Origin of the sequence: Companilactobacillus kimchii DSM 13961 = JCM 10707 (assembly GCF_001435445.1) — a bacterium.
In the GTDB taxonomy this organism is placed as follows: Bacteria; Bacillota; Bacilli; order Lactobacillales; family Lactobacillaceae; genus Companilactobacillus; species Companilactobacillus kimchii.
Genome location: NZ_AZDH01000019.1, coordinates 127,337 through 154,252, shown reverse-complemented (window position 1 = coordinate 154,252; position 26,916 = coordinate 127,337). Strand labels below are relative to the sequence as shown.

Below are 26,916 nucleotides of genomic sequence, written 5' to 3'. Positions count from 1 at the left end.
ATCCATGATTTTTTAAAACCTATAAAAATGTCTAACTTTTTTATTGCACTTCAATTTGAAGGCCTTTTTCTTGCTTTATAAAAATTGGTATATATTAGATGTGCTATTATATCAATATAAAATAATAAATGGTCTTATTTTTTTACTATTTAAAAAGTACGATTTATACTCTAGGCGTAAAAAAAGAATGTATCTTAATAGTTCAATTCAATAGGTTAAATAAAACCGAAAGGAAGTTGACCTATTGCCTTTTTTACAATAGTTTAAACGAGTTATGCAGATCAAAAATCTGACATACTCTTTCACTGGAGATGTCTAAAATGAAAAAATCACTTCTTTATATAACTTTAGTTGGATTGGTTTTAACATTTTTGCTTATCTTTATGCCTAGTGGACAAACAGTAAAAGCTGCAACAACCTCGCAAGTTGGCTCAACCTCCACTATAACAACTACGAATCCTTCTACCAGTCAAACCAGTGAAACTTCATCTGACCCACTAATCACACCTAGATTTATTGAGGGTATCAGCGGATTAAATGGTGAAGATGCCAAAGTAACTGATATGAATGGCAATCCTATTGGACCCAACGATGATTTATATACATGGTTGAACTTCAACGTACACTACGATTGGAGTATTCCTGATGGTGTTAAAATCAACGCTGGCGATACATCTGATTTTGAGCTACCCAATGGAATAGTTGCTTCCGGTGATCTATCATTCCCTATCTACGATTCCAATGGTGTAGAAATTGGTACTGGCTCCATCAAAAATGGCGAAAGCATTGGTACCATCACATTTAATGATGCATTGTCTAATACTACACTTAACCGTAAAGGTACATTAAATCTCATTGCTAAAGGTACACAAATAAATAATAACAATGATGGTGAAAACTGGATGTTCAATAAAGTTGGTTGGGTTGCTGGCTATGATCCAAATAACGTTCCTAATGAATTGACTTGGAACATTGCCTTTAATCCTAACGAACATAATCTAAAGAACGTTGTCATCAAAGATACCCTTGGTCCAAATCAAGAGTACATTCCTGGTTCCCTAACTGCTATTGGTGGTTCTTACCAAAATGGTGGTTTTGTTGGCAATGGTCAACAACTATATCCAAATGTAGTCGTTAACGGAAATGTCGTTGAAATTAGCTTCCCTGGTAACGTTACAACAGCTGTCGATATTTACTATAGAGTCAAAGTTACACCTAACGCCGACGGTACTAACACTTGGACCAACCACGCAACAATGGGATCAAGCGAAGGCGATTACTCTATCGACTCCAACACATCTTGGGGTGGTAGTGGTACTGGTAATGGCGAAGAAGTTGGAACAATTAAACTTACTAAGACTGATGCTATCTCTGGAAAAGTTTTGGCTGGTGCCGAATATGAATTAAAAGATAGTACTGGTAAAGTTCTTATGTCCAATGTCGCAACTGACGAAAATGGTGTTATCAATATCAAGAATCTACAACTTGGTACATATACTTTAACTGAAGTAAAAGCTCCTGATGGTTATGAATTGAACCCAACTCCAATCACAGTCACTTTGCCTTCCGATGGTTCATTAGATCTAAATATTTCTGAAACAGATGAACCATTCACCGGTAATGTTACACTGACAAAAGTTGATTCAGTCGTTAATAAGCTTTTACCAGGCGCCGTATATAATCTACTAGACGCTAACAAGAACGTTATTAAGAGCGATTTGACAACCAATGAAAGTGGTCAAATCAATGTTACCGGCTTACCTGTCGGAACATACTACTTTGTCGAAACAAAAGCCCCTGAAGGCTATGAATTAAATGACGAACCAATCGAATTTACTATCACCAAAAATGAAACAACAGATCTTGAAGCTAAGGACGTCGAGACTCCGACAGAACCTGAGAATCCTGTTAAGCCTCCAATCATCGTTCCTCCCGTTAAACCCGAAGAACCTGAAATTCCTGAGGATCCTGAAGAACCTGTTAAACCTGAAGAGCCTGAAAACCCTGAAGAACCTGGCACTACAGTTCCCCCTGTTAAACCCGAAGAACCTGAAGAACCTGGCACCACAGTTCCTCCCGTTAAACCTGAAGAACCAGAAAATCCTGGTACTACAGTTCCTCCTGTTAAACCCGAAGAACCTGAAGAACCCGGTACTATAGTTCCTCCTGTTAAACCTGAAGAACCTGAAATTCCTGGTACTACAGTTCCCCCCGTCAAACCCGAAGAACCTGAAATTCCTGGTACTTCTGAACCATCAACAAAGCCAGAGAATCCGGGAGCCATCACTCCTGCACCAAATCCTGACGAAGTTCTTCCACCAATTAACACTGGTAACGGCGGTAATACTAATGGAAACGTAACTTCTAATGGATCATCTTCAGCAACCAGTCAAAAGAAATTCCCTCAAACTGGTAATGCTAGTGGTTTATTTATGGCAGTTATCGGTTCATTCTTAGCTTTGTTCTTAATCTTCAAACATTTAATCAAGAATCTATAACATTTTACATTAAAAGACATGACTCCAATCCCGTTGGTGTCATGCCTTTTTATTACGCACAAAACCCCTTAGATACACAGATTTTCGACAAAATCCGCACACCTAAGGGGTCCATTTATTATGTATATTAAATTAAAAATAAAAATATAGTAACTATCAGAAGATCTGCACTTCCACCAAGACTAAGATTGTTCTTATTACAATACTTATTCATATCATCTAGGATTTTCTTACCTTCAAGATTACCACAACCACCAGCATCCAAAATATCTTGAGCATACTTCTGAATCTCTTTTAATGAATCAAGATCACCACGTTTTACTACGTTAGAATCATATGACTTAGAAACAATAACCATTAAAGTGTTCAAAAACATGCTGTTAAGATCATTATCAGCTTGCGATTCCAAATATGGTAGAGAATTATTAAAAACAGTTGGATAACCCTTCTCAGCTTCTCCACGAATACCAGTAACTCCGTACTTAAGAAACATTCTTTCTCCATTACTTAAGCTTTTCTTACTGTCCAAAGCCTTGAAATCATTCTCAACTAGTCCTCGAAGCATTTCCTTTATCGTCGATTGGATATTCTTATAATCATATCCGCATGCTGCCAACATTATACCTAAGGAAAAAATTGCTCCCTTATGAGTATTAATATTACCCGTGGCCTTAAACATCTCTTTCTCAGCCCTGACTCCAATAGGACGAATTGATTTAAATAGATCACGTAAATCATTACCATCAAAATCAATTCCAGCTTGAGCAAATTCTTCCAAATATGGATGCAACGCCACTGCACTATTAATAAAAGTAAAAACATTCATATCTAAATGAGTTGAGTTATCAACTGGATCAACTAAACCTGGTTTAGGGTGAACATTCACCTCATATAATAAAGCCTTCATTGCAGCATCTGCTAAGTATTTACTTGATTTCATAAAAGCTCCACATTTTTATTTATTAATTCATCAATATAATTTTGCATTTCTTTAACGCTGTGTTTCCGACTACGTGCACACACCTTGGCAGGTTGATCACACATTATGCACTTACGTTCTACTTGATGAAAATCTTTTCTGCTTAATGGATGAGGAACACCGTCATCTTCTGTTAAGACATCAATATCGAATAGTCTACCTAAATCATCATTGTCTTCAAATTCAATAGCAGCTTGCTTTGAATCTTTAGCCGACTCGTTAAGAATCAAAAAGGCTTCTGGACCAGTTGCAACATCCCATATCAACTGATAATCGACCTTTGATTCTTGCAAAAATCGCTTTAACCCACTACGAAACACTTGTATTAAATAGGCATTATTCTTAATTGGACCAGGTATATTTAATTTGGCGTTAATTAATGATTGATTACTCTTCAATTTTTTTAAAAGAGCGAGCTGCTCTTTTACGCGCATATCTCTACTCTTCAATATTTGGGTGATATCTTGCGATATTCCTTTAGAAAAAACATCAATCATCTTTTTTACTCCTAATCTTTAACTTGATAAACAGTATCAATCAAACTACCATCACGATATTCAATCAAAGCAACTGGACGATCAGTGAATTGTAGCTTTTCTGGTTTACCAACAATAGCTTCTGCACGCTTTTGTAGTTCTTCAATTGTATAAACTGGAACTCCAGGAACATCCTTTAAGGCTTCAATTAAATCTTTTCTTCTAGGATTGATAGCAATACCTACTTCAGTTACTAATACATCAATACTATCACCGGGTGTAACGACAGTAGTTACATCTGGTACAACTGTTGCAATTCTACCACGAACTAATGGCGCTGAAATAATAGTTAACTTAGCATTAGCGGCATCTTGATGTCCACCAATAGCACCACGTAATACACCATCTGATCCAGTCATGACATTAACATTGAACTTTGTATCAATTTCTAAGGCTGATAAGATACAAACATCCAATTGATTTACTGCAGCACCTTTATTATAAGGATCAGCATACCATGAAGAATCAATTTCTTGTTGATTTTCATTATTGGCCATACTTGCGGCTGCACCCTTATCAAAGTCTTGAACATCAAGAATCTTATTAACTAAACCTTCTTCTAGTAAATCAACTGTTGGCTTAGTAATACCACCTAATGCAAATGATGCTTTGATATTCTTATCGATCATTGATTCTCTTAAATAACGGCTAACAGCTAATGCTGCACCACCAGAACCTGTTTGGAAACTAAATCCATCTTTGAAATATGGGGAATGTGTAATTACTTGGTTAACTGTCTTAGCAATCTTCAATTCCTTAGGATCTTTGGTAAATCTTGTAGCACCGGAACCAATTTTTTCAGGATCTCCAACTTTAGATACTTTAACAACGTAATCAACTTGAGTTTGTTTAACACTTGCAGGTGTATTTGGATAAGGCATGATTGTATCAGTTAACAATACTACCTTATCAGCATACTTAGCATCCATAAGTGAATAACCCATTGAACCAAAGACAGCATCACCCTTGATAGCATTGGCATTTCCGACAGCATCAGAATTAGGAACACCTAAGAAAGCAACATCTATTTTAATATCACCGTTTTCAATTGAACGGGCACGATTACCATGTGAACGAAGAACAACTGGATCCTTCAAACCACCGTGTGAAATGAAATCTCCCAAGCTACCACGCATACCTGATGAAGTTATATGAGTGACAGTTCCGGCCTTAATTGCCTTAATTACCATATCGTTCATAACATTTGTTAAAGAACTTGGTGCTAGTGTTAAATCTTTAAATCCTTCATCAATAATTTCTTGCATAACCATGTTAAAGACAAAGTCACCTTCACGGAAATGATGGTGGAAAGAAATTGTCATTCCATCTTTCAAACCAACCTTAGCAATGACATCTTTAATTGAATCAACTAACTTATCATTTCCCTGTGAAACCTTTACATTATGTGCTACATAAGTAGTTTCTGGATTACCGATTTCAGTTGTTTCAAATGGTTTATAATTTTTATCTTTTAAAATTTCATCGGGAATTTCACGATTTACTTTATTCAACATAAATATTGCCTTCCTTATCAACTAAGTGTGAAGCCTTGGCCAAAGCCATAGTTCTTTCTGCACGAGCAACAACAGGCTTATCAACCATCTTACCATGTAGAGAAATTACTCCAGAACCCTTCTTATGAGCTTCTTCAATAGCATTTAGAACAGCTTTAGCATTTCTGATTTCTTTTTCACTTGGAGCATAAATAGCATTTACCAATGGAATTTGTCTTGGGTTAATAACTGACTTACCATCAAATCCTAATTCATGAATAATTTCTACTTCATGATTAAATCCTTCAGTATTATCAACATCAGAATAAACTGTATCAAAGGCTGCAATTCCAGCAGCACGAGCACCATGAAGAATCATATTACGAGCAAATGATAATTCTGCTCCATCCGGATATCTGTGTGTCTTCATATTTGTAACATAATCTTCGGCACCAAGTGCGATACCAATCAAACGATCAGAAGCCTTAGCAATAGCAGGTGCATTCAAAACACCCTCAGCACTTTCAATGGCGGCCATCATATGTGTACGACCATTTTCAATACCAAAGAACTTTTCTGCTTCAGCAATGACCTTTTCGGTTTCAACTACATCATCAGGTGTTTCAGTCTTAGGCAAACGAATAACTTCAACTCCGGCCTTTACCATTGCATAAATATCGGCCTTTCCCATGTCTGTATCTAAACCATTAATTCTAACAACAAGTTCAGAATTACCATAATCTACATTCTTTAAAGCTTCAAAAACCAACATTCTAGCAGCATCTTTTTCTGCCAAAGAAACTGAATCTTCCAAATCAAACATTATTGAATCTGCTCCGTAAATACCGGCGTCTTTAATCATGGCTGGATTATTACCAGGAACAAACATCATAGTTCTTCTCAAACGTTCCATTATTCGAGTACCCCCCAGTTTTGTTCATTTTGAGTATCAGTTGCACGTTGAATTGCAGCAATTAATCGAGCTTTAATAGTACAATCCAAAGCACCTTTATCGACAACGTGTACCTTTACATCACTAATTTCATATTTGGCTAATAAATCTGTGACTACCTTTTTGATTTGTTTTCCAAATTGTTTCTCAACTTGTGAATCAAGATCAATACTGATTCCTTTACCCTCAGAAAGAGTAATTTGAACATCACTAGATTCAAGTGTACCTGCTAGTGCCGTATGTTTAATTTCCATTATTAATCCTCCTTAATAAATCCTTTAAATTCGTTTTTATAAAATCAAAAGTTGTTTCTGGAACATATTTTCTAATCACTTCTAAATTATCTTCACTAATAGCTTGACGAACCTTAGTGGCACTAATAATATCGCCGCCAACTGCTTTACGCTCCAACACTTCTAATACAATTTCAGGTATTAAAATTTTCTTCAACGATTGATTATATATTTCAGTCGTAGGTGAATATGGTTCCTCTCCTACAAAACGTTTAGTAATATTTAATGCTTCCGCAATTCTTTTAAAAACTTGAGCATCTAATTCTGTTTGATAGGTAACTACATCACTACGGCTCTTTATAAAATATGATGGGAAAGTTACAAAACTAACCATATAATCGCCGCCAGCTACAACCACAACATTATTTAAATCCTTCGTACCCGCTTTAACTAATTCAATACGTTCAGAAGTTTTAAATAAAGAAGCATTCTGACTAACTACGAAGACATAAACTACATCACTCTTTTTCGATGCTTCTTCTACCAAATAACGATGTCCCAATGTAAATGGATTAGCATTCATAACGATTGCAGAAATATTATTTCCTGAAACCTTAGGTAGCTCGGAAATATACTGATCGATTGAGTAATCCCCAGTTTCTAAGAGCGTTGAAAATCTACTTTGAGCTACCATTTTAAATCCTAAATATTCAAAACTACTTTGATACTGCGTCTTGGTAAAGACAAAAACATGAAATATATTTTGACTAGCCAAATCACTAATTAAATATGAAACCAATTTATTAAAAACATTACCGCCTTGGTATTTTGGATCAATCGCCAGATACTTCAGGACATTATTAAAATAAGATCCCGTTGCAATCAGCTTATCTTCATCATAAATACCAATTGTTTCTGTAATATCATCTAAATTCTCAATGTACAGTCCCTCTTCTTCAATCAACTTTTGCCATTGTTGATAATAGTAAGGGTCATTTAAATCTATTTTTATCGTATCCAACATAATCTCCTAAGCGAAAAATCTCATAAGGAAAATTGAAAGTGTAACAGTAATTGCACCACCCAAACGAACCGCAACTTGAGCGAATGGCATCAAATTCATACGATCACCAGCGGCTAGGATTGCTAGAGCACCTGTACCACCTTGACCAGAACAACATGATACGGCAATCGCTGTATCAACTGGATACATGCCTAATAATTTGGCACTGAAGAATGCGGCAAGAATAATAGCTGTAACTGTAACAAAGATTGTTAGTAGCATTGGTACATTTGTAAATACGGTTACCAATGACTTCCAAGGAGTCATAGCAACACCAACTCCGAATAGTAACAATGGAGAAATACCTTTAACTGTCAAACTGTATAGTGATTTTCCACCTTCTTGTACAGAATCTGGAATCCAACCTAACATTTTGGCAACCATTACTACGATCAATAATACGATAGGTGCTGGCAAATGAATCACACTGTTGACCCATACACCAAGCATGTACAAAGTAATAGCCAAGATACCTGATATCAACATCTTAGTGATATTAGCTGTATCAGATTTTGAAGAAAGACTACCTAATTCATCAGCACTATCATCACTTTCAACTAATCGACCATTTCCGGTCAAGTTAGGCTTCTTTACACCAACTTGTCTCAAAATACCTGCTTCAATAACTGCGACAAGACTACCTAACATAACACAAGGTAAAATCTGAGCAAAAATATCTTGTTGACCCATTGAAATAATAGCAGCATAACCTAGTGATAATGGCAAAGCTCCTTCACCAACACCACCAGCCATAATAGGGGCAACGATGAAGAAATATGATTTATACGCTGAAAGGCCTAAAAGCATTCCGAATCCCATACCAACTAATGGTCCTACGACTTCACAAATCAAAAGAACCACGATAATACGCATACTTGCTTGAATCAGAGTCTTTCGATTCATAGCCGAAATACTTCCGACAATTAATAATGCAATAAAGACTGCTAGAAAATTATTGTTGTTCATGAAATCAGTTACAATTTTGGTCGTGCTATTTGGTAACCAATCCATATAAACAAGATAAGATGGTAGGAATGTAACAACTAATACCTTGCCACCCAAAGAGTTCAAAATTGGAATATGTTTTCCTATTTCTTCAAGAATAAAAGAAAATAACGTCATAATACCAATGGCACCAATCATGTCATTAGGCATTTGCTTAGTAATTGTTAATAACAAATATGTGACTAATAACAATAGATACAAAGGCATCGGAACAATTCCAATATTTAGTCCCATAAACTTCTGAAAGATATTTTTATGTTGTGCATCATTAGGAATAGAGTTCGTTTCCATCATTATTCACCTTTTTTCACAAAATTTGTTATCGCATCAGATACTGTTTCTACTACACCATCATCGAAGACACCAGGAATGATCTTTTCAGCTTTAGGTGATTCAATCATTGAAGCTAATCCTTCTGCCACGCTAGTTTCCACGTCAGAACTGAAATGCTTTACATGATTTTCAAGTAATCCCTTAAATAGTCCTGGGAAAGCTAAAATGTTATTAACTTGGTTAGGATATTGTGAACTACCTGTTGCTACTACAACAGCCCCAGCTTCTTTAGCATCTGCTGGATCAATTTCAGGTTTTGGATTAGCCAAAGCGAATACGATTCCTTCATTCATTGACGAAACCATTTCCTTAGTTACTACATTTCCTACTGACAAACCGATGAATGCGTCTGCACCATTCATTGCTTCAGCTAAATTCTTTGCCTCAGTCTTATAGTTAATCTTTTTATACAAGTCATATTGATAATCATTTAACGCTGTTTCTTTACTGTTGATAACACCTTTTTGATCAACTAAAACAATATTTTTTACACCGCTATCAAATAACAATTCGGCTGTAGCTAATCCTGAAGCACCAACTCCATTAACAACTACTTTCATATCTTTCAAATTCTTATGAACAACTTTTGCTGAATTAATCAAACCGGCTAGAACTACAATAGCTGTTCCCTCTTGATCATCATGATAAACTGGGATGTCAATTTTCTCAGCAAGTTTCTTTTCAATTTCAAAACACTTGGGTGCTGCAATATCTTCCAAATGGATTCCTGCAAAACTTTTACTTATATTAGCAACAGTTTGGACAAATTCATCAACATCAACTTGATCCAAAGCCAAAGGTATTGCATCAACATTGGCTAACTTCTTATATAACAAAGCTTTACCTTCAATAACAGGTAATCCACCTTGGGGTCCAATATTTCCTAATCCTAGTACCGCTGAACCATCAGTTATAATTGCTACTAATTTTCCACTGACAGTATATTCAGAAGCAAGACTGTGATCATTAGCAATAAGTTTACTAATTTCGGCAACTCCTGGAGTATAGGCTTCCCCTAATTCTTCCTTAGTTGATACTGGTAATTCCCCATCAATTTCAAGAACACCGGTATGAGCGCTATGTAATTTCTTTATTAATTCACTGTTCATAAGCTGCACCTCTTTTAAATTTTTAAAAAAATAGCTTATTTCTTAACATTTTTCAATTATTATATTACTCTTCGTTTTAAAATATGTAAATGATTTCACAAGAATTAAATTTTTAAAAAATTGCTATTAATTCTCAATTAAGGTAATTTATATATATATCAAGGGAGATTTGACTATGGATCAAGAAAAAGACACTTCACTACTTGTCGACTTGGCTCAGGATTATTATCTTAGACATCTTAATCTGGGCGAAATCGCTAAAAAATATAATATTAGCCGTTACAAAATTTCAAAATACTTAAATGAAGCCATTGAAAAGAACATCGTCACAATTAATATCAATTCACCATTTGCTCGAAGCCACGATTTGGAAAACAAATTTAAACAGTTTTTCCCCAATCTCAATTTTTATATTTTAAAAAACACAGAGGACATTGCGCATGAAGACGATCGCTTCTATTCCTTTGCTGCCAAATACTTACAAAATTTGATAGATGGCAAAAAGATCATTGGTCTTACTTGGGGAGACACAATTTATCACGTGATTGACTCATTCCAATCCGTTCCTAAAGAAAACATGGTCTTTACTCAATTTGTTGGCGAAAATGGTAAACATAACTCTTTAGCTGGATCAATGCGTATGGTTCAAAAAGTAGCAGTTCGTTATAACGGTACGTATCTAACCATTGATGCTCCACTATATATAGCTAATAAAGAAGTAAGACGTTTACTTGCCCTAGAGCCAGCCATCCAACCAACCTTAGCTACCGCCCAACAATTGGATTTGATTTTTACTAGTGTGGGAACAATTGATTCAATCAATAGCGTCAATTCTTGGTACAACTCTGAAGATATTCTTTTTCCAAAAATCAATCCCAATTCAATTGCGGCTTTAGTTTATGGTCGTCCAATTGATAAAGATGGAAACTTATTAATTGATAATGAACACGATAAAGTATTTGGTATTAGTTTCAAAAAGACTATGGAAGTTCCAACTCGAGTAGCCATAGTAAATGATAAATTTAAATTCTTAGCTTTAAAAGCTGCTCTGAATGGTAATTACTTCACAGATGTTATTCTCAATGAACCTACAGCTAATAAGGTTTTGGCTGAATTAGAATAACTAAATAAAATTCGAATAGTATGTATGTACTTAATACACAATTTTTACCCTCAAAGCAAAAAAGGTGTTCATATCAGCCAAATTTTAATTGGTTAATATAAACACCTTTTTACTATCTAAATGTAAAACAAAAAAGAAATTCCATTTGTACTATATGGAGTTAAAGAATTCAAGATGTCGCATTTTACTCAGTAATAATTAGAACCAACGAACTAGTCGGTAGTAAAAAATCTGTGAGCCCTCAGTGGTGAATTTTACTTAACTTGCGTAGCAAGGTTAGTAAAAGACCAATCTTCGAGATCCATAATTTCACACAAAGTGCGAAATTATTAGCTTGAAGTCATGTCCACCACGTTCCAGCGGCTCACAGTTTTTTTGCGGACGACGGCATAATTCAATTACATTAGTTCGTATCTAGTTACAACCAAATTTGAACATGAAATATATCTTGAAAACTTAATAGAGGCGATATTCTACTCTTTAGTAAATTCTAAAATATCGCCTGGTTGACATTCTAAAACCTGACAAATTTTTTCTAACGTTGAAAAGCGAATCGCCTTAGCACGATTATTTTTCAATATAGAAATATTAGCCTGAGTAATCCCCACTTTGTCTGCTAATTCTATGACCGTCATTTTCCGTTTTAATAACATAATATCCAAATTAACTTTTATCATATCGTCAAATCATTTTCATCTTTCATTTTAATAGAATTATCCAAAATCTGTTCCATCGTATAAACAAAAGTAGCTATGGCTAAGGGTAAGAATACAACTGCACCCACAATAATAATTAGTCCCGGTGCATCTCCATGGTCAGCTGTATAGTAAACAAACGGCATAATTCCTAACAAAATCACAAATTCAGCGATGAATAAATAACGAATCATCTTGACCGCATGTAAGGCGATTTTACTGAAGAAAGTTCGCTGATCAATTAAAAGGAAAATTCTAAATAAATAATAACTAATATCCAAAATTACTAAACAGCCTAAGAATAAAGAACTAGCTGTTAAAATTTGTAATCCAAAAATTGAACCTTCTTCAATAGACGTAATGGTTCCCATTGTTAATGTAAAAACAAAAAATAAGACAAATAAATCGATAATAGCTGTAACTAGCTTTAAAAGTACTGTTTTAATATTCATGCTCAATCTCCCGTCAATTATTAACGGTATTTTAGCATTATACATATCGAAAAACAATATATTTATATTGATAATCAATATAAATTAAACAAAACTTTTAATAAGTTGTGCTACTTTTTCACTATCAGCTTCACAAATAACGTCTGCTTTCTTACCAAAATTCAACAGTGACGGCTTACTATTAATCCAAACACTCTGTTGAGCTTCACCTAACATTTCCAAATCATTGCGATCATTACCAAAGGCTATAAATTTATCAACCTGTAAATAGTCCAAAGTATAGGCTTTGTTAATATTCTGCGATGTAATATCAACTGTTCCCTCACCAGCCAAACCAATAGCATTCAGAGTCGTCTTTTCCCTAATAAGGGTCATTAACTTTTCCTGCAAAGAGTCATCTAAATTAACAAAAATTGCTTTAATCGGTTCAACAATTTCTTTCAAAGCAATCTGTTTAGCTAAATTTTGGGGATCAATCATTTTTTCAATAAAACTTTCTTGAGTGATTCTAGATGAATAATTCCAACTACCATCAACTATATAATCTAACTGAAATTCATTAATCAATTCTTTTAAGAAATCATAATACTCAAGATCAATTTTGGAAATCACTCTAACTTTTTGATCTATTGAAATCATGGCGCCATTAGCACCGATTAATTTTTGATTCGTAAAGGTAGGAATCATTGGTAAAAGATCCCTGATTGGTCGTGCCGAAGCAAAAATAACTTCATTTCCTGCCGCAATCAAATCGTCAATGGCAGAATTGATTACTGGAGCAATTGTTTCACCATCAAAACTCAAAGTTCCATCAACGTCAAAGATATATTTCATTAATTTTTCTCCTGATATTTATTCACTATAAAGCCAATTATTAATCCAACTAGAGCTGGAATTACCCAACCCAATCCTAATGAAGCTAGTGGTAAATAACTATTCCAATGTAATACAGTTTGAATAAAACTAACGTTTTTCAAAGTTTCTGGTAGAGCATCCACCCCTGCAAATAATGATGGGATAACTGTAAATAAAGTTGTCATACCAAAGATCCATCTCGATTCACCAATCAATGGTGTTAAAACTGCCACAATAATTAAAACGATGGCTAGAGGATAAAGGAACATCAAAACAGGTGTCGAATAATTGATCAACCTTGTTAAACCAATATTAGCAATCAAAAATGAAATCACACCAACAACAATTAAAGTAATCTGATATTTAAATTTAGGAAACATCTCTTCAGCAGTTTCACCAAAAGCTGTTGTCAAGCCAATTGAAGTTTTCAAACATGCAATAATTGCAATTAAGGCCAACAACAAACTGCCAAAAGAACCAAAGTAATAATTGAAGACTTGTGCTAAAGTTACTCCCCCATTAGAAGCCAATGGTAATTTTGCTACACTCATTGTTCCTATTAATGCTAAGAAACCATAAATCACACCCATAATTATTACGCTGATAAGGCCTGATTTAATGGTATCTTTGGCAATTTGACTGGGATGTGTGATTCCTAATGATTTAATCGTATCGATCACCACGACTCCAAATGCTAACGAAGCCAAGGCATCCATCGTATTGTATCCTTCGGTAAATCCGGTCAGAACTGGACTTGTCGCATATTGATTTTGTGGAACAGCCTGCAAATTCCCCATTGGTTTTACAAAAGCTGTCACTATCAAGATTCCTAATAAAATTAGAAAAATTGGCGTTAACCACTTACCAACATAAGTCATCAATTTACTTGGTTTTCGTGACAACAACCACGTTACAACAAAGAAAATGGCCGAAAAAATCAACAATACTAACCCCTGATGACCTTTATCGACAAAAGGAGCAATTCCTAACTGAAATGAGATTGTCGCTAACCTTGGAATAGCAAACAACGGTCCCATTGTCATATAAAGTAGAATCGTAAAAATATAAGCAAACGGGCGATTAACTTTCCCCGCTAAATCAAAAACACTATTACTAGCCGTGATTCCCATACTGGCAACGCCTAGAAGTGGCAATCCTACTCCAGTAATCAGAAGGCCAATAATTGCTAAGCCTACATTACTTCCGGCTTGTTGACCCAAGAAAACTGGGAAAATCAGATTCCCGGCTCCAAAGAATAACCCAAATAACATTGAACCAATGAAGAATAAATTTCTCCAAGTTAATTTTGTTTTCATTTATTTCACTCTCTTAACTAAACTCATCTAAATATCATAATCAAATCAACGTTTCGACACAACTAATATTTGAATTTTCGTAAAAAAAAGACACCCCATTGGGATGTCTAAATAGACTTACACGTCTATTATTTAACAACGTATGTATCTTGTACCCATTCGTTAGTAGCAACACGGTAATATGTGTGGCCATTAAGAACCCTAGTTTGATCAGTTTGCCATGGTGTGTTATTTCCTATAGCACGGTTAGTGATTACTGAATATGTACCATCACTTTGTAGGGCAAGCAATTTTACATAAGGACTTGCACTATTTCTAACTGTAATAACACCTTTTTGAGTATCTTGTGAACCACTGTTTGTTTGAGCATTACCATCATACTGTGTCAAATTGTATGTTGAAATGATGTTGTTCAATGAAGAAGCATAGTTAGGAGCTGTTGCATATCTACCCTGAAGCCATGCAGTTGCATCCTTATATGAACTTGTATTTTCTTTCCATGTACCCTTGTAATAGCTAGAATTCCATGAAACACCATTACGAAGTTTGTCACCATTATCTAAGAATGATTCGTAGTAACTAGGGTACTTTCTGAAGTTAGCATAAATTGTATACCAACCTTTTGAGACACTGTATTCAGATGTAGGCATTGTTACAAAAGCACCATTATAGTCACCCTTAATACCAAACAAGTTATGACCTTGAGTAGCTAATGTTGAAGCGCCCCAACCACTTTCAAGAATGGCTTGTGCCAACATTACTGACGTATATAGGTTATATTTTGAAGCGGCTTTTTGAGCCATAGGAACAGCTTCATTTAAAAAGGCTTGTTGTTGTGAAGATGATAAACCTGAAGCAGCTTGTACAATTGCAGTTGCATTTGAAGCTGCATATGATGACTCACTAGCTGCTTGCACGATTGATGAGTTAGCAACAGTTGTATCAGCCTTTTTTACGTCAGAGCCGGCAATGACGTTTTCATCGTTATTTTGTGATTTGTTATTTACTTGTTCTGTATTTGTGTCAGATGCTGTAGAATCTGCATCGGTTGTAGCAGCTGATACTACTGAAGGCGTAGCAGTTGCAGCCAATGTTCCAAGTACCAAGGCACTTGTAATTAGATTTTTTTTAGACATAGAATGTTTCCCCTTAATGAATAATCTAGTTATAGATTACTATTTACAAAATTTAGTTTCAATAAAACCCGGATTTTGTAACAAGAATTAAACATTCGAAAATAAATTGTAATTTTTTGTTACTTGACATTAATAAATCCTTAAGAAACTTAAGAATTTTTTACATCAAATAATCCAATTACATCTTTTCCAAAAGAAATTGGATAACAAATTCCATAAAAATGAAATGTTTAATTGAATAAACCCATTGGTAGCCAAATTAATTTTTTAAAAATGAAGAGCATAATCCCCTGCTTTCACGCCATCCGGGCTTTCTTTTGCACCTCCCTTATATGTGATTTTTTACACTACCATGAAAATTCTACAATAAAAAAAACCGCCATTCAGCGATTTCCTATAATTTTGAAGTTAACTTAACATTTGGATATTTGTTAGCAAACCAGTTTTCAGCAAATTTATTCTCAAACAAGAACAGTGGTTTGTCATCCAAATCTTTCACTAACATATTTCTAGTTGATGACATTGAAGCATCTAATTGTTCTGGATCTACCCAACGGGCAATTCTAGAACCAATTGGTTTCATAACAACATCACAATTATACTCGTTCTTCATTCTAAATTGGAAGACTTCAAACTGAAGTTGTCCAACGGCACCTAATATATAGTCATTAGTTGTATATTTCTTGTAAAGTTGAACGGCACCCTCTTGAACCAATTGTTGCATCCCTTTGTGGAACGACTTTTGTTTCATAACGTTCTTAGCTTGAACTTCCATGAACATTTCTGGTGTAAATTGAGGCAAGTCTTCAAATTGAACTGACTTTTTACCTTCATAAATCGTATCACCAATTTGAAAATTACCAGTATCGTATAAACCAACAATATCACCAGCAACAGCGGTCTTAACTGTTTCTCTTTGATCAGACATGAATTCAGTTGCATTGTTCAAACGCATCACTTTACCAGTACGGTTCAAGGTTACATCCATTCCCCGAACAAATTCACCTGAACAAATACGTACGAAAGCAATTCTATCACGGTGATTAGGATTCATATTAGCTTGGATCTTAAAGACAAAACCAGAGAATGTTGGATCATCAGGTTTTACAACTTCTTCACTATCTTGTTCCTTGTGTTCGGCTGGAGCTGGTGCCATATCCAAGAATGTGTTCAAGAAAGTTTCTACACCAAAATTAGTCAAAGCTGAACCGAAGAAGACAGGTGTTTGATTACCTGCTAAAACTTTATCTAGGTCAAATTTGTTCCCAGCTTCTTTGATCAAATCAACTTCGCCTAATGCTTGTTCGTAAACGCCTTCTTCTTCAATTGGATTAGATTCAGCCAATTGTCCTTTGTCATTCAAAGGTAGGAAACGGTCATCACCATCTTTACGGTAAAGTTCCAAACGATTATTACTAATATCGTATAATCCCTTTAATTCCTTACCCATACCGATAGGCCAGTTCATAGCACAACCTTCGATATTTAAAAGATCTTCCAATTCAGCAATCAAATCAAGCGGATCACGACCATCACGATCCAACTTATTCATAAATGTGAAGATAGGAATACCACGTTTTTTAACAACCTTAAATAGTTTCTTTGTTTGAGGTTCAATACCCTTAGCAGAGTCAATTACCATGACCGCAGCATCAACCGCCATCAATGTACGATAAGTATCTTCAGAGAAATCCTCATGTCCTGGAGTATCCAAGATATTGATATCCTTATCGTGGTAATGAAATTGCATAACAGAACTGGTAACAGAGATACCACGTTTCTTTTCAATTTCCATCCAGTCAGAAGTAGCAAATTGACCAGATTTTTTAGCCTTAACAGTACCAGCTGAACGAATAACTCCACCAAAGTAAAGCATTTGCTCAGTAATAGTTGTTTTACCAGCATCCGGGTGAGAAATGATAGCAAAAGTTCTACGTTTATTTACTTCTTGTTCTAATTGTTTTTGATCCATATTTTATTAACACACAAAAATTCTGTGTACTTTATTCCTCCATACATACTTTGTAACTCTATTCTTCATCGAAAAAAAAGAAATACAGTTAGTATTTCTTTTTGAACATGTTCGAAGTAACTGTCTTCAATTTACTATCTGGCACAGTCACAATAACATTTTCAATTCTTGATCCATTCAATTCACCAGATGTAATTACTGTTCCATCCTTTAACTCGAATGATTTGGGATGTTTAGGATCAGGTATCTCACCAATATTCATAATTAGATAACCTGCAATCGTATCAACATCCTCTACTTGAATCTCTTCTTCAAATAATTCATCAAAATCTTCAATTGTCATCAAACCAATGACAGAAAATTTGTTAGCACCCAAACGTTGGAAGTTCTTTGTTACAGGGTCATATTCATCATCAATTTCACCAACGATTTCTTCCAAAATATCCTCAATCGTAGCTAAACCAACAATTCCCCCATACTCATCAACAACCATAGCAATTTGAGTCTGTGTACTACGCATTTTTAAAAGCAAGGCGTCAATATTAGTTGCTTCTGGAACAAACAGTGGTTCTTTCATAATTGATTTTAAATTGATATTTTCAAAACCAATTTCCCGAGACTTCTTCAATAGATCCTTAATATGGACAATTCCAATAACATTATCCTTATCTCCACCATACAACGGAATCCTTGAATATGGTTGATCTAGAATTGCATCAATATTCTCATCGACCGGATTATTGATATCAATCATAAAGGTATCCATTCTCGGTGTCATAATCTCGCGCGCCGTCTTATCACCAAAACGAATGATTCCTTGCAGCATCTGATACTCATCAGAATTAATCGTTCCACTATTACGTGATTTACGTAAAGTAGCAATCATTTCATTCCTAGAAATAGGATCATCCTTTTGACTAAAATCAATTGGCGTGATCTTCGTCAACATATTAATTGTCTTATCCAATAACCAAACAAATGGATTTAAAATCTTGCCAACGAATCTTACAAAAGGTTCAGTAAAACTGGCTACTTCATAAGGCTTTTGTAACGCTATTCTCTTCGGATACAATTCACCGAAAACTAAGGTAATAAACGATAAAATTATCGTTATAATAATGATTGAAATCTCGTGACTACCTGGAAATTGGCCAATCAATGATTCTACCCTCGTACTTAAAGTAGTTGCCGCACTAGCTGATGACAAGAAGCCTGCTAAAGTAATCGCTACTTGAATCGTAGATAGGAACTTATTGGGATTATTAATCGCCTGTAATATTTTCTGAGCCCGTTTATTCTCATTCTTTGCTTTTTCCTCAACGGACGTCTTATTAACAGAAACTATCGCCATCTCGCCTGCTGCAAAAAAAGCATTTAATAATGTTAAAACTATTATTAAAATCAGCTGCCCAGAAAGCGACGCTCCAGAAGAGTCACCACTCATTTAACTCGCACTCACTTTCATTTGTAAACTTAAACATAAACAAAACAATTATAACAGGTGTTTATGTATTCAACAATAAACCTTTTTCATGTTAAAATAAGAACATTAGTATATAGGGAGTAATCAAAAATGTCTAATAAAAAAATTTCCATCATCTACCTATTCTTCTTCATCATCCCGTATGTTCTCTGTCTATCGATCATCGGGGTATCATATAACTCATTGGTTCTACATGCTTTGACTTGGAGAATCGTTGTTGGTGGATTCGTGGGTGCCTTTGGTATGTTTGCCGTTAAGGTAATTGCTCAACGTCCTGTTTTGATTATGTACCGTAGCTCAACTCGAAAAATCCTCAAAGATCTTTTACATTTCTTTGTTCTTGAACGCAACAAAGTTGTTATTGGTGCAAATCTTTTTGTTGATTTTTGGCTATCGATGTTAAGCATTTACTTAATAGCTCGATTCTTACCACTGAGTCTAATCCTTGGTCGAACAATGGGTTGGTTAGTCTTCTTATTGATGATCTCATTGACTTTGGCCTCATATTTAGAATTCGAATCACTTTCAATTTATACAGAAAAAAAGAAATAACACTTGACTAATTAATTTTTTAATTGTAAATTTGAGTCATCTTAATTGCAGGAGGAATTTGACATGTTGAAATTTAACCAAGAAAATATTAAATCATGTTGTTGTGTAGTAATTGACAAAAATTACTATACTTTTTCGACATGTCTAATACCACTCAATTGATAAACAAGTAGTGTAAACTGTAAATCAAGAGGAGCTGACATTAGTCGGCTCCTCTTTTTGTTTGCCCAACTTAGAAAGGAGATACTTGTGGAACCTATTAGAATTGGAATTTTAAACTTAATGCAAAATAAAATTGAAACCATGCACAATTTTCAAAACGCTTTAGATCTTGATAACGTTGAATTAACATTTTACTATTCAGCCACCCGCTACGTTGATCGTGTGCTTGATCCAGAAATAACAGATAACATGGAACCTTTAGATTTAGAAGAAATTAAAGACCTTGATGGTTTTATCATTAGCGGTAGTCCAGTTGAAAAATTAGATTTTCCTCAAGTTTCCTACTTTGATGAAATCAATGATTTAATCGACCAATTAAATCAAATTAACATTCCACAACTTTATGTCTGTTGGGGCGCCATGGCTGCCCTTAATCATATATATAACATTCAAAAAAAGCTTTTACCTCACAAAGTATTCGGAATTTTCCAAAATCAAATTTTGAAAGATTCTAAATATCTTGAAAACATCAGTGATAATTTTCCCGCACCTCACGCTCGTTACGCCGAAATGGATCACGAAGAAATGCAAAATAATCCACACCTATCAATCAAAGCTATCAGTGAAAACGGACTATTGACTTTAGTTGAGGCCGTCGACAAAAATCAAACTTTTATCTTTTCACATTTGGAATATCAAAAATATGGCTTAGATAAAGAATACCGCCGTGAATTGGCTAGTCTCAAAGTAAAGCAACCACTTCCCGCTTTGAATTATTATTCGCCATTAGATAAAAAGCCAACCTTTGCTTGGAAACAAACACAGCTTAACTTTTATCATAATTGGCTACAATCAGTTTCAGAATATAAATTAACTACTTGCTAAGGAGATTACTATTATGACAAAAATTGCTCAAAATATTACAGAACTTATTGGAAACACACCTATCGTCAAACTAAATAACGTCGTTCCTGAAGACGCCGCCGACGTTTACGTAAAATTGGAATTCTTCAATCCTGGTAGCTCTATCAAAGATAGAATTGCTCTTTCAATGATTGAAGCTGCTGAAAAAGCTGGCAAGATCAAACCCGGCGATACGTTAGTTGAACCTACTTCAGGTAACACTGGTATTGGTTTGTCACTAGTTGCTGCTGCTAAAGGTTACCATTTAATCATTACAATGCCTGAAACAATGAGTATTGAACGTCGCAAATTGATGCAAGGTTACGGTACTGAATTGATTTTGACACCTGGTAAAGATGGTATGGGCGGCGCCATTAAGAAAGCTACTGACTTATCTAAAGAAAATGGCTACTTCATGCCTATGCAATTCCAGAATCCTGCTAACCCTGCAATCCATGAGGCAACTACTGGTAAGGAAATTGTTGAGGCCTTTGGCGACACTCCAGTTGATGGCTTTGTAGCCGGTGTTGGTACTGGTGGTACTCTTTCTGGTGTTAGTCACGCTCTAACTAAGAAATATTCCAACGTAAAAGTTTGGGCTCTTGAAGCTGCTGAATCTCCTCTATTAAAGGAAGGAAAAACTGGTGCCCACAAAATTCAAGGTATTAGTGCTGGTTTCATTCCTGACACACTCGATAAGGATGCTTATTCAGATATAATAGAAGTAACTAGTGATCAAGCTATTAAGATGGCACAAGAAGTTAGCCACAAAGAAGGCTTTTTACCAGGTATTTCTGCTGGTGCCAATATTTATGGAGCTATTCAAATTGCTAAGAAACTCGGCAAAGGTAAAACTGTCGTGACTGTTGCACCTGATAATGGTGAAAGATACCTATCAACTGATTTATTTAAGTTTTAAAAGTCATATCTTTTTTAAGTATTTTTATTTTATGAGAGAATAGAAAATGGTAATTTTCTATTAGAGGGGGATTTTTTTATAATGAAAAAGCGTATTGCTTTAATTTTAACAATGATTGCAGCCTTTGTTTTGGTTCTAACTGGTTGCTCAAACAAGAGTGCTAACAGTGATACTAAGACTGATGGTACTTTAACAATCGGTTTGGAAGGTACTTATGCACCTTACTCATACCGTGACGATGGTAAACTTAAGGGATTCGAAGTTGATCTCGGTAAAGCCGTTGCTAAGAAGCTTGATTTAAAAGCTAAGTTTGTTCCAACAAAATGGGATTCATTAATTGCTGGTTTGAACTCAAATACTTTTGACGTTGTCTTGAACAATGTGGCTGAAAACCCATCACGTCAAAAACATTACATCTTCTCTACACCTTACATTTACTCAAAATCAGTTATCATTACTAAAGGTGGTACAGGTATTAATTCTGTAGATGACATTAAGGGTAAGAAGATTTCTGCAGGTACTGGTACTGATAATTACAATCATGCTGAAAAATTTGGTGCTAAAGTAGTTCCTGCTGCCGATTTCCAAACTGACATGTCAATGATCGATCAAGGACGTGTTGCTGGTGCTATTAACTCTAAGGAAGCCTTCTTATATTGGAAAGAAAGCCACAAGAATACTGATTTGAAATATATCACTATTCCTAATAGCAAACTTGAACCATCAAAGATTGCTCCAATTTACAACAAGAAATCAACTCATCTACGTAACCGTGTAAATAAAGCTATCAAAGAACTATACAAAGACGGTACAATGAAGAAGCTTTCTAATAAGTACTTCGGTGAAGATATCACCAAAAAATAAACTTTAAAATTATCGAGGGGGTTATAAGTTCATGTGGCACACTATCGTTACTTCATTACCGGCAATGATTTCTGCAATGTTGCAGTATACCATTCCGTTGGCCATCATTTCCTTTATCTTTGGCCTGATCTTAGCCGTATTAACAGCTTTAATTAAATTCATCCAACCGAGTGAAAATAAATTGATCAAATATCCTTGGCTAGTACTCCGTGCGATTGCTAACTTCTATGTTTGGTTATTCCGTTCCACTCCACTGTTGGTTCAATTATTCATCATCTTCTTTGGTCTTCCAAGTGCTGGCGTTCAACTATCACCATTCATTGCTGCCGTAATTGGTTTCTCATTGAACACTGGAGCCTACGCTTCAGAAACGATTCGTTCAGCCTTGTTATCAGTTCCACAAGATCAATGGGATGCAGCTTTTACATTGAATTTTACGACTAAGCAAACTTTAATGAAGATTGTGTTGCCACAGGCCGTTAGAATTGCTCTACCACCACTATCCAATTCATTCATTGGTTTAGTGAAGGATACATCTCTTGCCAGTTCTATTACAATTTTGGAAATGTTCCAGGTCAGTCAGCAAATTACTGCTAAGAACTTCCAACCATTATTGATGTACTCATTGGCCGCTTTCTTGTATGCTGTTGTCTGCTCGTTACTTACTTTATTGCAACATTATCTCGAACGGAGAACTTCAAAATACGTTAAAGGAAGTGAAGCCTAATGATTTCATTGAAGAATATTGTTAAAACTTATGGTAATAAACAAGTTCTTAAGAATCTCAGCGTTGACTTCCCTGATGGTAAAACAACCGTTATCCTAGGACCTTCTGGTTCTGGTAAATCAACACTACTAAGATCATTAGACCTTTTAGTTCGACCTGAGAGTGGAACTTTAAACTTCTCTGATCTAAAACTTGATTATTCTAAACCTGTTTCCAAAAAACTTAGTTTCGACGTTCGTAAAAAAACTAGTATGGTTTTTCAAAATTGGAATCTCTTTCCTAATCTAACCGTACTCAAGAACATCACTACCGCTCCTGAAACAGTACTTGGTAAATCCAAGAAAGAAACCGAAGAACGTGCCCATAAGTTACTTGCTCAAGTCGGATTATCAGAATACGCTGATCGTTATCCAAGCCAACTATCTGGTGGTCAACAACAACGTATTTCAATTTGCCGTGCTTTAGCAATGGATCCTGAATACATTCTTTTGGACGAACCAACTAGTGCACTTGATCCAGAATTGGAAACACAAGTCCTTTTGATTTTGGAAGAATTAAGCAAGATGGGCCAAGCAATGATTATTGTGACTCATAACATGGAATTTGCTCGTTCAGTTGCTGATAAAATCGTCTTTGTTGAAGATGGCGATATCCTCTTCGATGGTTCAACGGATGAATTCTTTAATCATCCAACAACACGAATCAAAGACTTTTTATCAGGTATTACATTTAACGAAGAAAAATAGTAATAACCCCTAATAAAAAAGCAGCCAATAAAATGGCTGCTTTTTTTGTTAGAAATTATTTTACTTGTTCAACAAATTCAAACTTATCATCATCAAAAGTTAATTTAAGCACGGCACAATTGTGAAAACTGATTTCTCTAGCAATCTTCCCCATCGGGAATAATGATTGCATAAACATCAACATGACCGCTCCATGACAAACTACTAATGCATTTTCATCATCAGATACTTGTGCCATTGTTTCCTTAAGAGTCTTAATAACACGAGCTTGGAATTCTGTAGCCGACTCTCCACCAAATTCAACGAAGAAGTCGCCATAAGATCCATCAGTATAGTAAGTTTTAGGCAAAAGTGTCTCGCTCTCGCCTTCAAAAATACCGAAGTTCCATTCTTTGACCCCTTTCAAACGTTGATAAGGTTGATCAGTTACTAATTCCAAAGTATCGGAAGCCCGCTCTTGCGTTGATGAAAAGCAGTAATCAAAATGCATTTGATGTTCTTCAAAAAATTGTCTTGTAGCCTTGGCATCCTCAATTCCCTCAACTGTTAACGGTGAATCGCAGGCTCCCTGTGTTTTCTCTAGTTTATTAAAAAGTGTTTGACCATGACGCATCAAATATAGTGTTTTCATCCTTAATTTCTCTCCCCAAATCTGATATACGCCTAGGATACGCGACTTTTAATTTTAGAACTACAAAATCAAGTCGAAAGTTTAAATTAATCTACCACATTGATTGTTTTAAGATATTTAAATTCGTTATTCTCAAATTCGAACTTTAAAACAGAACAATTTTTCATTTCTACATGCTTGACTATTTCCTCCAGTGGAATCCAATTCTTCAAGAATAAATAGATTGAGGCACCATGACCTACGACTAAAACATTTTGATTATCTTGTTGACTCATAATATCGGTTAAAACTCTTACCATCCGTGCTTGTACGGCATCAGCTGAGTCACCACCGTATGGAACAAAGGCATCGCCGACTGAACCAATTTTAGGATCATATTTAGGATTGAGTCGTTGATTCTCACCTTCGAATAAGCCAAAATTCCACTCTTTCAAACCCTTCAAACGCTGATAAGGTTGGTCAGTTACTAACTCCAAAGTATCAGAGGCCCGTTCCTGAGTTGATGAATAGGCGTGATCAAATTCTATTCGACTATCTTTAAAATATCTGCCAACTTTTTTGGCATCAGCAATACCTTTTGGGGTTAGAGGTGAGTCGCAGACACCTTGAATCTTGCCCAGTGCATTAAATTGTGTCTGTCCATGGCGCATTAAATATAAGGTTTTGACCATTCTAATTCACTTCAATCGTTTTTTGATATTTAAAAATGCCTTGATCATATTCAAATTCAATTACTGAACAATTAGTAATATGTGGCAATTTTTCTGTGATCCACTTCAAAGTAAACATATGAATTGCTCCACCATGACTGACAGCTAGGACATTTTCACCATCACTAGCTTGTTCCATAATGTCAGTTAATGTCTGATTAACTCTAGTTTGAACTTCACTAGCGGCTTCCCCTTCATAGGGTACAAAGAAATCACCGTATGAACCAATCTTTGGATCGGGATTAGGATTGAGCTTTTCACTTTCACCTTCAAAAACACCAAAATTCCATTCTTTTAACCCTTTAAGACGTTGATACGGTTGATTAGTTACCAATTCCAAGGTATCGGAAGCTCTTTCTTGAGTTGATGAATAAGCATGATCAAAAGTTAATTGATGTTCTTTAAAATACTGACCAACTTTTTTAGCATCATCAATACCCTTTTGCATTAATGGAGAATCACATGCCCCTTGAATTTTATGTAACTTATTAAATTGAGTTTGCCCATGGCGCATCAAATAAAGTTTTTTTGTCATGCTATTTCTCCTTCAACAGATTTATAAAATTGTCACGATAAATGCCGTCTTTTTGAATACCATTAATACTCATTTCATCAATTGCTTGCATGATTTCCTTTGTTGCTCCATTAGGCATCACTGCGAAAGGTGCATCCGTTCCAAATATCAAATGTTCAGGACCATAAAAATCTGATGCTAATTCTAAAGCTTTAGGATTGCCCAAAATTGCTGTATCAATATAGAATTTTTTAAAGTCTTCATAATACTTGGGCAAAGTATATTTAATACGTCCGGCAAAGAATGGAACCATTGCTCCAGCATGATGAACTATTATTTTTAATTCAGGATACTTCTCAAAATAATCAGCTAAAACCAGTTGATACATGGCCTGTGTTAATTCATATTCCCAACTGAAAGTCAGATTGTTATCTGGTTTTCTATCATCAAATACGGGATGCAACCAAATTGGCACATTTAACTCTGCAGCCGTTTTAAAGACTCTTTCAAATTCGGAATCAGCAATCGACTTTCCCAATGCTCTTGTAAAAAGTTGAATCCCCACTAGGGACTGATTTTTAGAAACTTCCTGAATAATTTTGACGGTTTCATCCAGATTATTCATAGGTACCATCGCCACAACTGACTCAAAAATATCAGAATTGTCTTTTTGAAGCTGTATCATTTCTTCATTAGCATCCCAGCACATCTGAGCAGATTTTTCCCCATCAAAATAATCTTCGGGATTCAAATTAACATTTGAAATAACTTGCTTAACATCCTGAGGAAAGTCCTGATGACGCAATTTCAAATCAGTTAAAGATGGAATTTGTAAAAAAAGATTATCCTCAATAATACTGGGGACATCTTTCTTAATACTCTTCAACAGATTGGCTGGCAAAACGTGTGCAAAAACATCTAATTTTTGATTCATAATTTTTCCACCTATCCTATC

Annotated in this window: 27 protein-coding genes; 8 read left to right on the top strand and 19 right to left on the bottom strand. The window is 35.2% G+C overall.

What is annotated here, in order from left to right; genetic code table 11:
* Positions 1-320: 320 nt before the first annotated feature.
* Positions 321-2,498, top strand: a complete 2,178-nt coding sequence (locus tag FC97_RS10285; RefSeq protein WP_056968193.1) for a SpaA isopeptide-forming pilin-related protein — start codon at positions 321-323, stop codon at positions 2,496-2,498.
* A 127-nt stretch (positions 2,499-2,625) separates the two neighbouring features.
* On the opposite strand, the gene citG is transcribed toward FC97_RS10285, so the two are convergent.
* Genes citG through FC97_RS10245 form a run of 8 tightly spaced genes read right to left on the bottom strand, consistent with a single transcriptional unit; the run spans position 2,626 to position 10,201 of the window.
* Positions 2,626-3,438 carry a triphosphoribosyl-dephospho-CoA synthase CitG gene (citG, locus tag FC97_RS10280; protein WP_054643967.1) on the bottom strand — a complete coding sequence of 271 codons (813 nt, stop codon included), beginning with the start codon at positions 3,436-3,438 and terminating at the stop codon, positions 2,626-2,628.
* Entirely contained in the window at positions 3,435-3,974 is a 540-nt protein-coding gene (gene citX / locus FC97_RS10275) for a citrate lyase holo-[acyl-carrier protein] synthase (RefSeq protein WP_054643966.1), read from the bottom strand. Before citX ends, citG begins: the two co-directional genes overlap by 4 nt.
* 11 nt (positions 3,975-3,985) lie before the next feature.
* The gene (gene citF / locus FC97_RS10270; protein WP_054643965.1) at positions 3,986-5,527 is read right to left on the bottom strand and encodes a citrate lyase subunit alpha; all 1,542 of its coding nucleotides are present in this window, start codon (positions 5,525-5,527) and stop codon (positions 3,986-3,988) included.
* Positions 5,517-6,419, bottom strand: a complete 903-nt coding sequence (gene citE / locus FC97_RS10265; protein ID WP_054643964.1) for a citrate (pro-3S)-lyase subunit beta — start codon at positions 6,417-6,419, stop codon at positions 5,517-5,519. The genes citF and citE overlap by 11 nt, the downstream gene beginning before the upstream one ends.
* On the bottom strand, positions 6,419-6,712 hold the full coding sequence (gene citD, locus FC97_RS10260) for a citrate lyase acyl carrier protein (RefSeq protein WP_054643963.1): 294 nt from the start codon (positions 6,710-6,712) through the stop codon (positions 6,419-6,421). The genes citE and citD overlap by 1 nt, the downstream gene beginning before the upstream one ends.
* A complete protein-coding gene (gene citC, locus FC97_RS10255) occupies positions 6,702-7,715 on the bottom strand; it encodes a [citrate (pro-3S)-lyase] ligase (protein ID WP_054643962.1) in 1,014 nt (337 codons plus the stop codon). Before citC ends, citD begins: the two co-directional genes overlap by 11 nt.
* Positions 7,716-7,721: 6 nt before the next feature.
* Positions 7,722-9,008 (bottom strand): 2-hydroxycarboxylate transporter family protein, encoded by a 1,287-nt coding sequence (locus FC97_RS10250; protein WP_371125785.1) that lies wholly within the window; start codon positions 9,006-9,008, stop codon positions 7,722-7,724.
* 44 nt (positions 9,009-9,052) lie between these two features.
* Positions 9,053-10,201: an NAD(P)-dependent malic enzyme gene (locus tag FC97_RS10245; protein ID WP_054643960.1), complete on the bottom strand. Its 1,149-nt coding sequence runs from the start codon at positions 10,199-10,201 to the stop codon at positions 9,053-9,055.
* A gap of 175 nt (positions 10,202-10,376) precedes the next feature.
* On the opposite strand from FC97_RS10245, the gene FC97_RS10240 reads away from it, so the two are divergent.
* Positions 10,377-11,324, top strand: a complete 948-nt coding sequence (locus tag FC97_RS10240; RefSeq protein ID WP_054643959.1) for a sugar-binding transcriptional regulator — start codon at positions 10,377-10,379, stop codon at positions 11,322-11,324.
* Positions 11,325-11,797: 473 nt separating this feature from the next.
* On the opposite strand, the gene FC97_RS10235 is transcribed toward FC97_RS10240, so the two are convergent.
* From FC97_RS10235 to FC97_RS10205, 7 genes are all read right to left on the bottom strand, one after another.
* On the bottom strand, positions 11,798-12,001 hold the full coding sequence (locus FC97_RS10235; RefSeq protein ID WP_054643958.1) for a helix-turn-helix domain-containing protein: 204 nt from the start codon (positions 11,999-12,001) through the stop codon (positions 11,798-11,800).
* Positions 11,998-12,471, bottom strand: a complete 474-nt coding sequence (locus FC97_RS10230) for a DUF2975 domain-containing protein (protein ID WP_054643957.1) — start codon at positions 12,469-12,471, stop codon at positions 11,998-12,000. The genes FC97_RS10235 and FC97_RS10230 overlap by 4 nt, the downstream gene beginning before the upstream one ends.
* A gap of 84 nt (positions 12,472-12,555) precedes the next feature.
* Complete coding sequence (locus FC97_RS10225) at positions 12,556-13,305, bottom strand: HAD-IIB family hydrolase (RefSeq protein WP_056968190.1); 750 nt, start codon at positions 13,303-13,305, stop codon at positions 12,556-12,558.
* Complete coding sequence (gene brnQ / locus FC97_RS10220) at positions 13,305-14,642, bottom strand: branched-chain amino acid transport system II carrier protein (protein ID WP_054643955.1); 1,338 nt, start codon at positions 14,640-14,642, stop codon at positions 13,305-13,307. Before brnQ ends, FC97_RS10225 begins: the two co-directional genes overlap by 1 nt.
* A gap of 128 nt (positions 14,643-14,770) precedes the next feature.
* On the bottom strand, positions 14,771-15,778 hold the full coding sequence (locus FC97_RS13820) for a glycoside hydrolase family 73 protein (protein WP_054643954.1): 1,008 nt from the start codon (positions 15,776-15,778) through the stop codon (positions 14,771-14,773).
* A gap of 394 nt (positions 15,779-16,172) precedes the next feature.
* Positions 16,173-17,750 (bottom strand): peptide chain release factor 3, encoded by a 1,578-nt coding sequence (locus tag FC97_RS10210; protein WP_025084885.1) that lies wholly within the window; start codon positions 17,748-17,750, stop codon positions 16,173-16,175.
* A gap of 88 nt (positions 17,751-17,838) precedes the next feature.
* A complete protein-coding gene (locus FC97_RS10205; protein ID WP_054643953.1) occupies positions 17,839-19,194 on the bottom strand; it encodes a hemolysin family protein in 1,356 nt (451 codons plus the stop codon).
* 129 nt (positions 19,195-19,323) lie between these two features.
* Between FC97_RS10205 and FC97_RS10200 the strand changes: the two genes are divergently transcribed.
* From FC97_RS10200 to FC97_RS10175, 6 genes are all read left to right on the top strand, one after another.
* Positions 19,324-19,785 (top strand): hypothetical protein, encoded by a 462-nt coding sequence (locus FC97_RS10200; RefSeq protein WP_056968188.1) that lies wholly within the window; start codon positions 19,324-19,326, stop codon positions 19,783-19,785.
* 249 nt (positions 19,786-20,034) lie between these two features.
* On the top strand, positions 20,035-20,832 hold the full coding sequence (locus FC97_RS10195) for a homoserine O-acetyltransferase/O-succinyltransferase family protein (RefSeq protein WP_056968187.1): 798 nt from the start codon (positions 20,035-20,037) through the stop codon (positions 20,830-20,832).
* Between the two features lie 13 nt (positions 20,833-20,845).
* Positions 20,846-21,769: a cysteine synthase A gene (gene cysK / locus FC97_RS10190; RefSeq protein WP_056968185.1), complete on the top strand. Its 924-nt coding sequence runs from the start codon at positions 20,846-20,848 to the stop codon at positions 21,767-21,769.
* Positions 21,770-21,850: 81 nt separating this feature from the next.
* Positions 21,851-22,633 (top strand): transporter substrate-binding domain-containing protein, encoded by a 783-nt coding sequence (locus FC97_RS10185; protein ID WP_054643227.1) that lies wholly within the window; start codon positions 21,851-21,853, stop codon positions 22,631-22,633.
* A 31-nt stretch (positions 22,634-22,664) separates the two neighbouring features.
* The gene (locus FC97_RS10180) at positions 22,665-23,360 is read left to right on the top strand and encodes an amino acid ABC transporter permease (protein WP_054643226.1); all 696 of its coding nucleotides are present in this window, start codon (positions 22,665-22,667) and stop codon (positions 23,358-23,360) included.
* Entirely contained in the window at positions 23,360-24,106 is a 747-nt protein-coding gene (locus FC97_RS10175; RefSeq protein ID WP_054643225.1) for an amino acid ABC transporter ATP-binding protein, read from the top strand. Before FC97_RS10180 ends, FC97_RS10175 begins: the two co-directional genes overlap by 1 nt.
* A 55-nt stretch (positions 24,107-24,161) precedes the next feature.
* Here FC97_RS10175 and FC97_RS10170 read toward each other — a convergent pair whose 3' ends face one another.
* The 4 genes from FC97_RS10170 to FC97_RS10155 form a co-directional block, all read right to left on the bottom strand.
* Positions 24,162-24,737, bottom strand: coding sequence for a histidine phosphatase family protein (locus FC97_RS10170; protein ID WP_056968183.1), 576 nt, complete (start codon positions 24,735-24,737; stop codon positions 24,162-24,164).
* Between the two features lie 86 nt (positions 24,738-24,823).
* Positions 24,824-25,408 carry a histidine phosphatase family protein gene (locus tag FC97_RS10165; protein ID WP_054643223.1) on the bottom strand — a complete coding sequence of 195 codons (585 nt, stop codon included), beginning with the start codon at positions 25,406-25,408 and terminating at the stop codon, positions 24,824-24,826.
* 1 nt (position 25,409) lies between these two features.
* On the bottom strand, positions 25,410-25,982 hold the full coding sequence (locus tag FC97_RS10160) for a histidine phosphatase family protein (RefSeq protein WP_054643222.1): 573 nt from the start codon (positions 25,980-25,982) through the stop codon (positions 25,410-25,412).
* A 1-nt stretch (position 25,983) separates the two neighbouring features.
* The gene (locus tag FC97_RS10155) at positions 25,984-26,895 is read right to left on the bottom strand and encodes an amidohydrolase family protein (RefSeq protein WP_054643221.1); all 912 of its coding nucleotides are present in this window, start codon (positions 26,893-26,895) and stop codon (positions 25,984-25,986) included.
* Positions 26,896-26,916: the final 21 nt, after the last annotated feature.

Coding starts and splice junctions, on each gene's coding strand:
- FC97_RS10285 (WP_056968193.1), top strand. CDS start 321: ATGAAAAAATCACTTCTTTATATAACTTTAGTTGGATTGGTTTTAACA.
- citG (WP_054643967.1), bottom strand. CDS start 3,438: ATGAAATCAAGTAAATACTTAGCAGATGCTGCAATGAAGGCTTTATTA.
- citX (WP_054643966.1), bottom strand. CDS start 3,974: ATGATTGATGTTTTTTCTAAAGGAATATCGCAAGATATCACCCAAATA.
- citF (WP_054643965.1), bottom strand. CDS start 5,527: ATGTTGAATAAAGTAAATCGTGAAATTCCCGATGAAATTTTAAAAGAT.
- citE (WP_054643964.1), bottom strand. CDS start 6,419: ATGGAACGTTTGAGAAGAACTATGATGTTTGTTCCTGGTAATAATCCA.
- citD (WP_054643963.1), bottom strand. CDS start 6,712: ATGGAAATTAAACATACGGCACTAGCAGGTACACTTGAATCTAGTGAT.
- citC (WP_054643962.1), bottom strand. CDS start 7,715: ATGTTGGATACGATAAAAATAGATTTAAATGACCCTTACTATTATCAA.
- FC97_RS10245 (WP_054643960.1), bottom strand. CDS start 10,201: ATGAACAGTGAATTAATAAAGAAATTACATAGCGCTCATACCGGTGTT.
- FC97_RS10240 (WP_054643959.1), top strand. CDS start 10,377: ATGGATCAAGAAAAAGACACTTCACTACTTGTCGACTTGGCTCAGGAT.
- FC97_RS10235 (WP_054643958.1), bottom strand. CDS start 12,001: ATGATAAAAGTTAATTTGGATATTATGTTATTAAAACGGAAAATGACG.
- FC97_RS10230 (WP_054643957.1), bottom strand. CDS start 12,471: ATGAATATTAAAACAGTACTTTTAAAGCTAGTTACAGCTATTATCGAT.
- FC97_RS10225 (WP_056968190.1), bottom strand. CDS start 13,305: ATGAAATATATCTTTGACGTTGATGGAACTTTGAGTTTTGATGGTGAA.
- brnQ (WP_054643955.1), bottom strand. CDS start 14,642: ATGAAAACAAAATTAACTTGGAGAAATTTATTCTTCATTGGTTCAATG.
- FC97_RS13820 (WP_054643954.1), bottom strand. CDS start 15,778: ATGTCTAAAAAAAATCTAATTACAAGTGCCTTGGTACTTGGAACATTG.
- FC97_RS10210 (WP_025084885.1), bottom strand. CDS start 17,750: ATGGATCAAAAACAATTAGAACAAGAAGTAAATAAACGTAGAACTTTT.
- FC97_RS10205 (WP_054643953.1), bottom strand. CDS start 19,194: ATGAGTGGTGACTCTTCTGGAGCGTCGCTTTCTGGGCAGCTGATTTTA.
- FC97_RS10200 (WP_056968188.1), top strand. CDS start 19,324: ATGTCTAATAAAAAAATTTCCATCATCTACCTATTCTTCTTCATCATC.
- cysK (WP_056968185.1), top strand. CDS start 20,846: ATGACAAAAATTGCTCAAAATATTACAGAACTTATTGGAAACACACCT.
- FC97_RS10185 (WP_054643227.1), top strand. CDS start 21,851: ATGAAAAAGCGTATTGCTTTAATTTTAACAATGATTGCAGCCTTTGTT.
- FC97_RS10180 (WP_054643226.1), top strand. CDS start 22,665: ATGTGGCACACTATCGTTACTTCATTACCGGCAATGATTTCTGCAATG.
- FC97_RS10175 (WP_054643225.1), top strand. CDS start 23,360: ATGATTTCATTGAAGAATATTGTTAAAACTTATGGTAATAAACAAGTT.
- FC97_RS10170 (WP_056968183.1), bottom strand. CDS start 24,737: ATGAAAACACTATATTTGATGCGTCATGGTCAAACACTTTTTAATAAA.
- FC97_RS10165 (WP_054643223.1), bottom strand. CDS start 25,408: ATGGTCAAAACCTTATATTTAATGCGCCATGGACAGACACAATTTAAT.
- FC97_RS10160 (WP_054643222.1), bottom strand. CDS start 25,982: ATGACAAAAAAACTTTATTTGATGCGCCATGGGCAAACTCAATTTAAT.
- FC97_RS10155 (WP_054643221.1), bottom strand. CDS start 26,895: ATGAATCAAAAATTAGATGTTTTTGCACACGTTTTGCCAGCCAATCTG.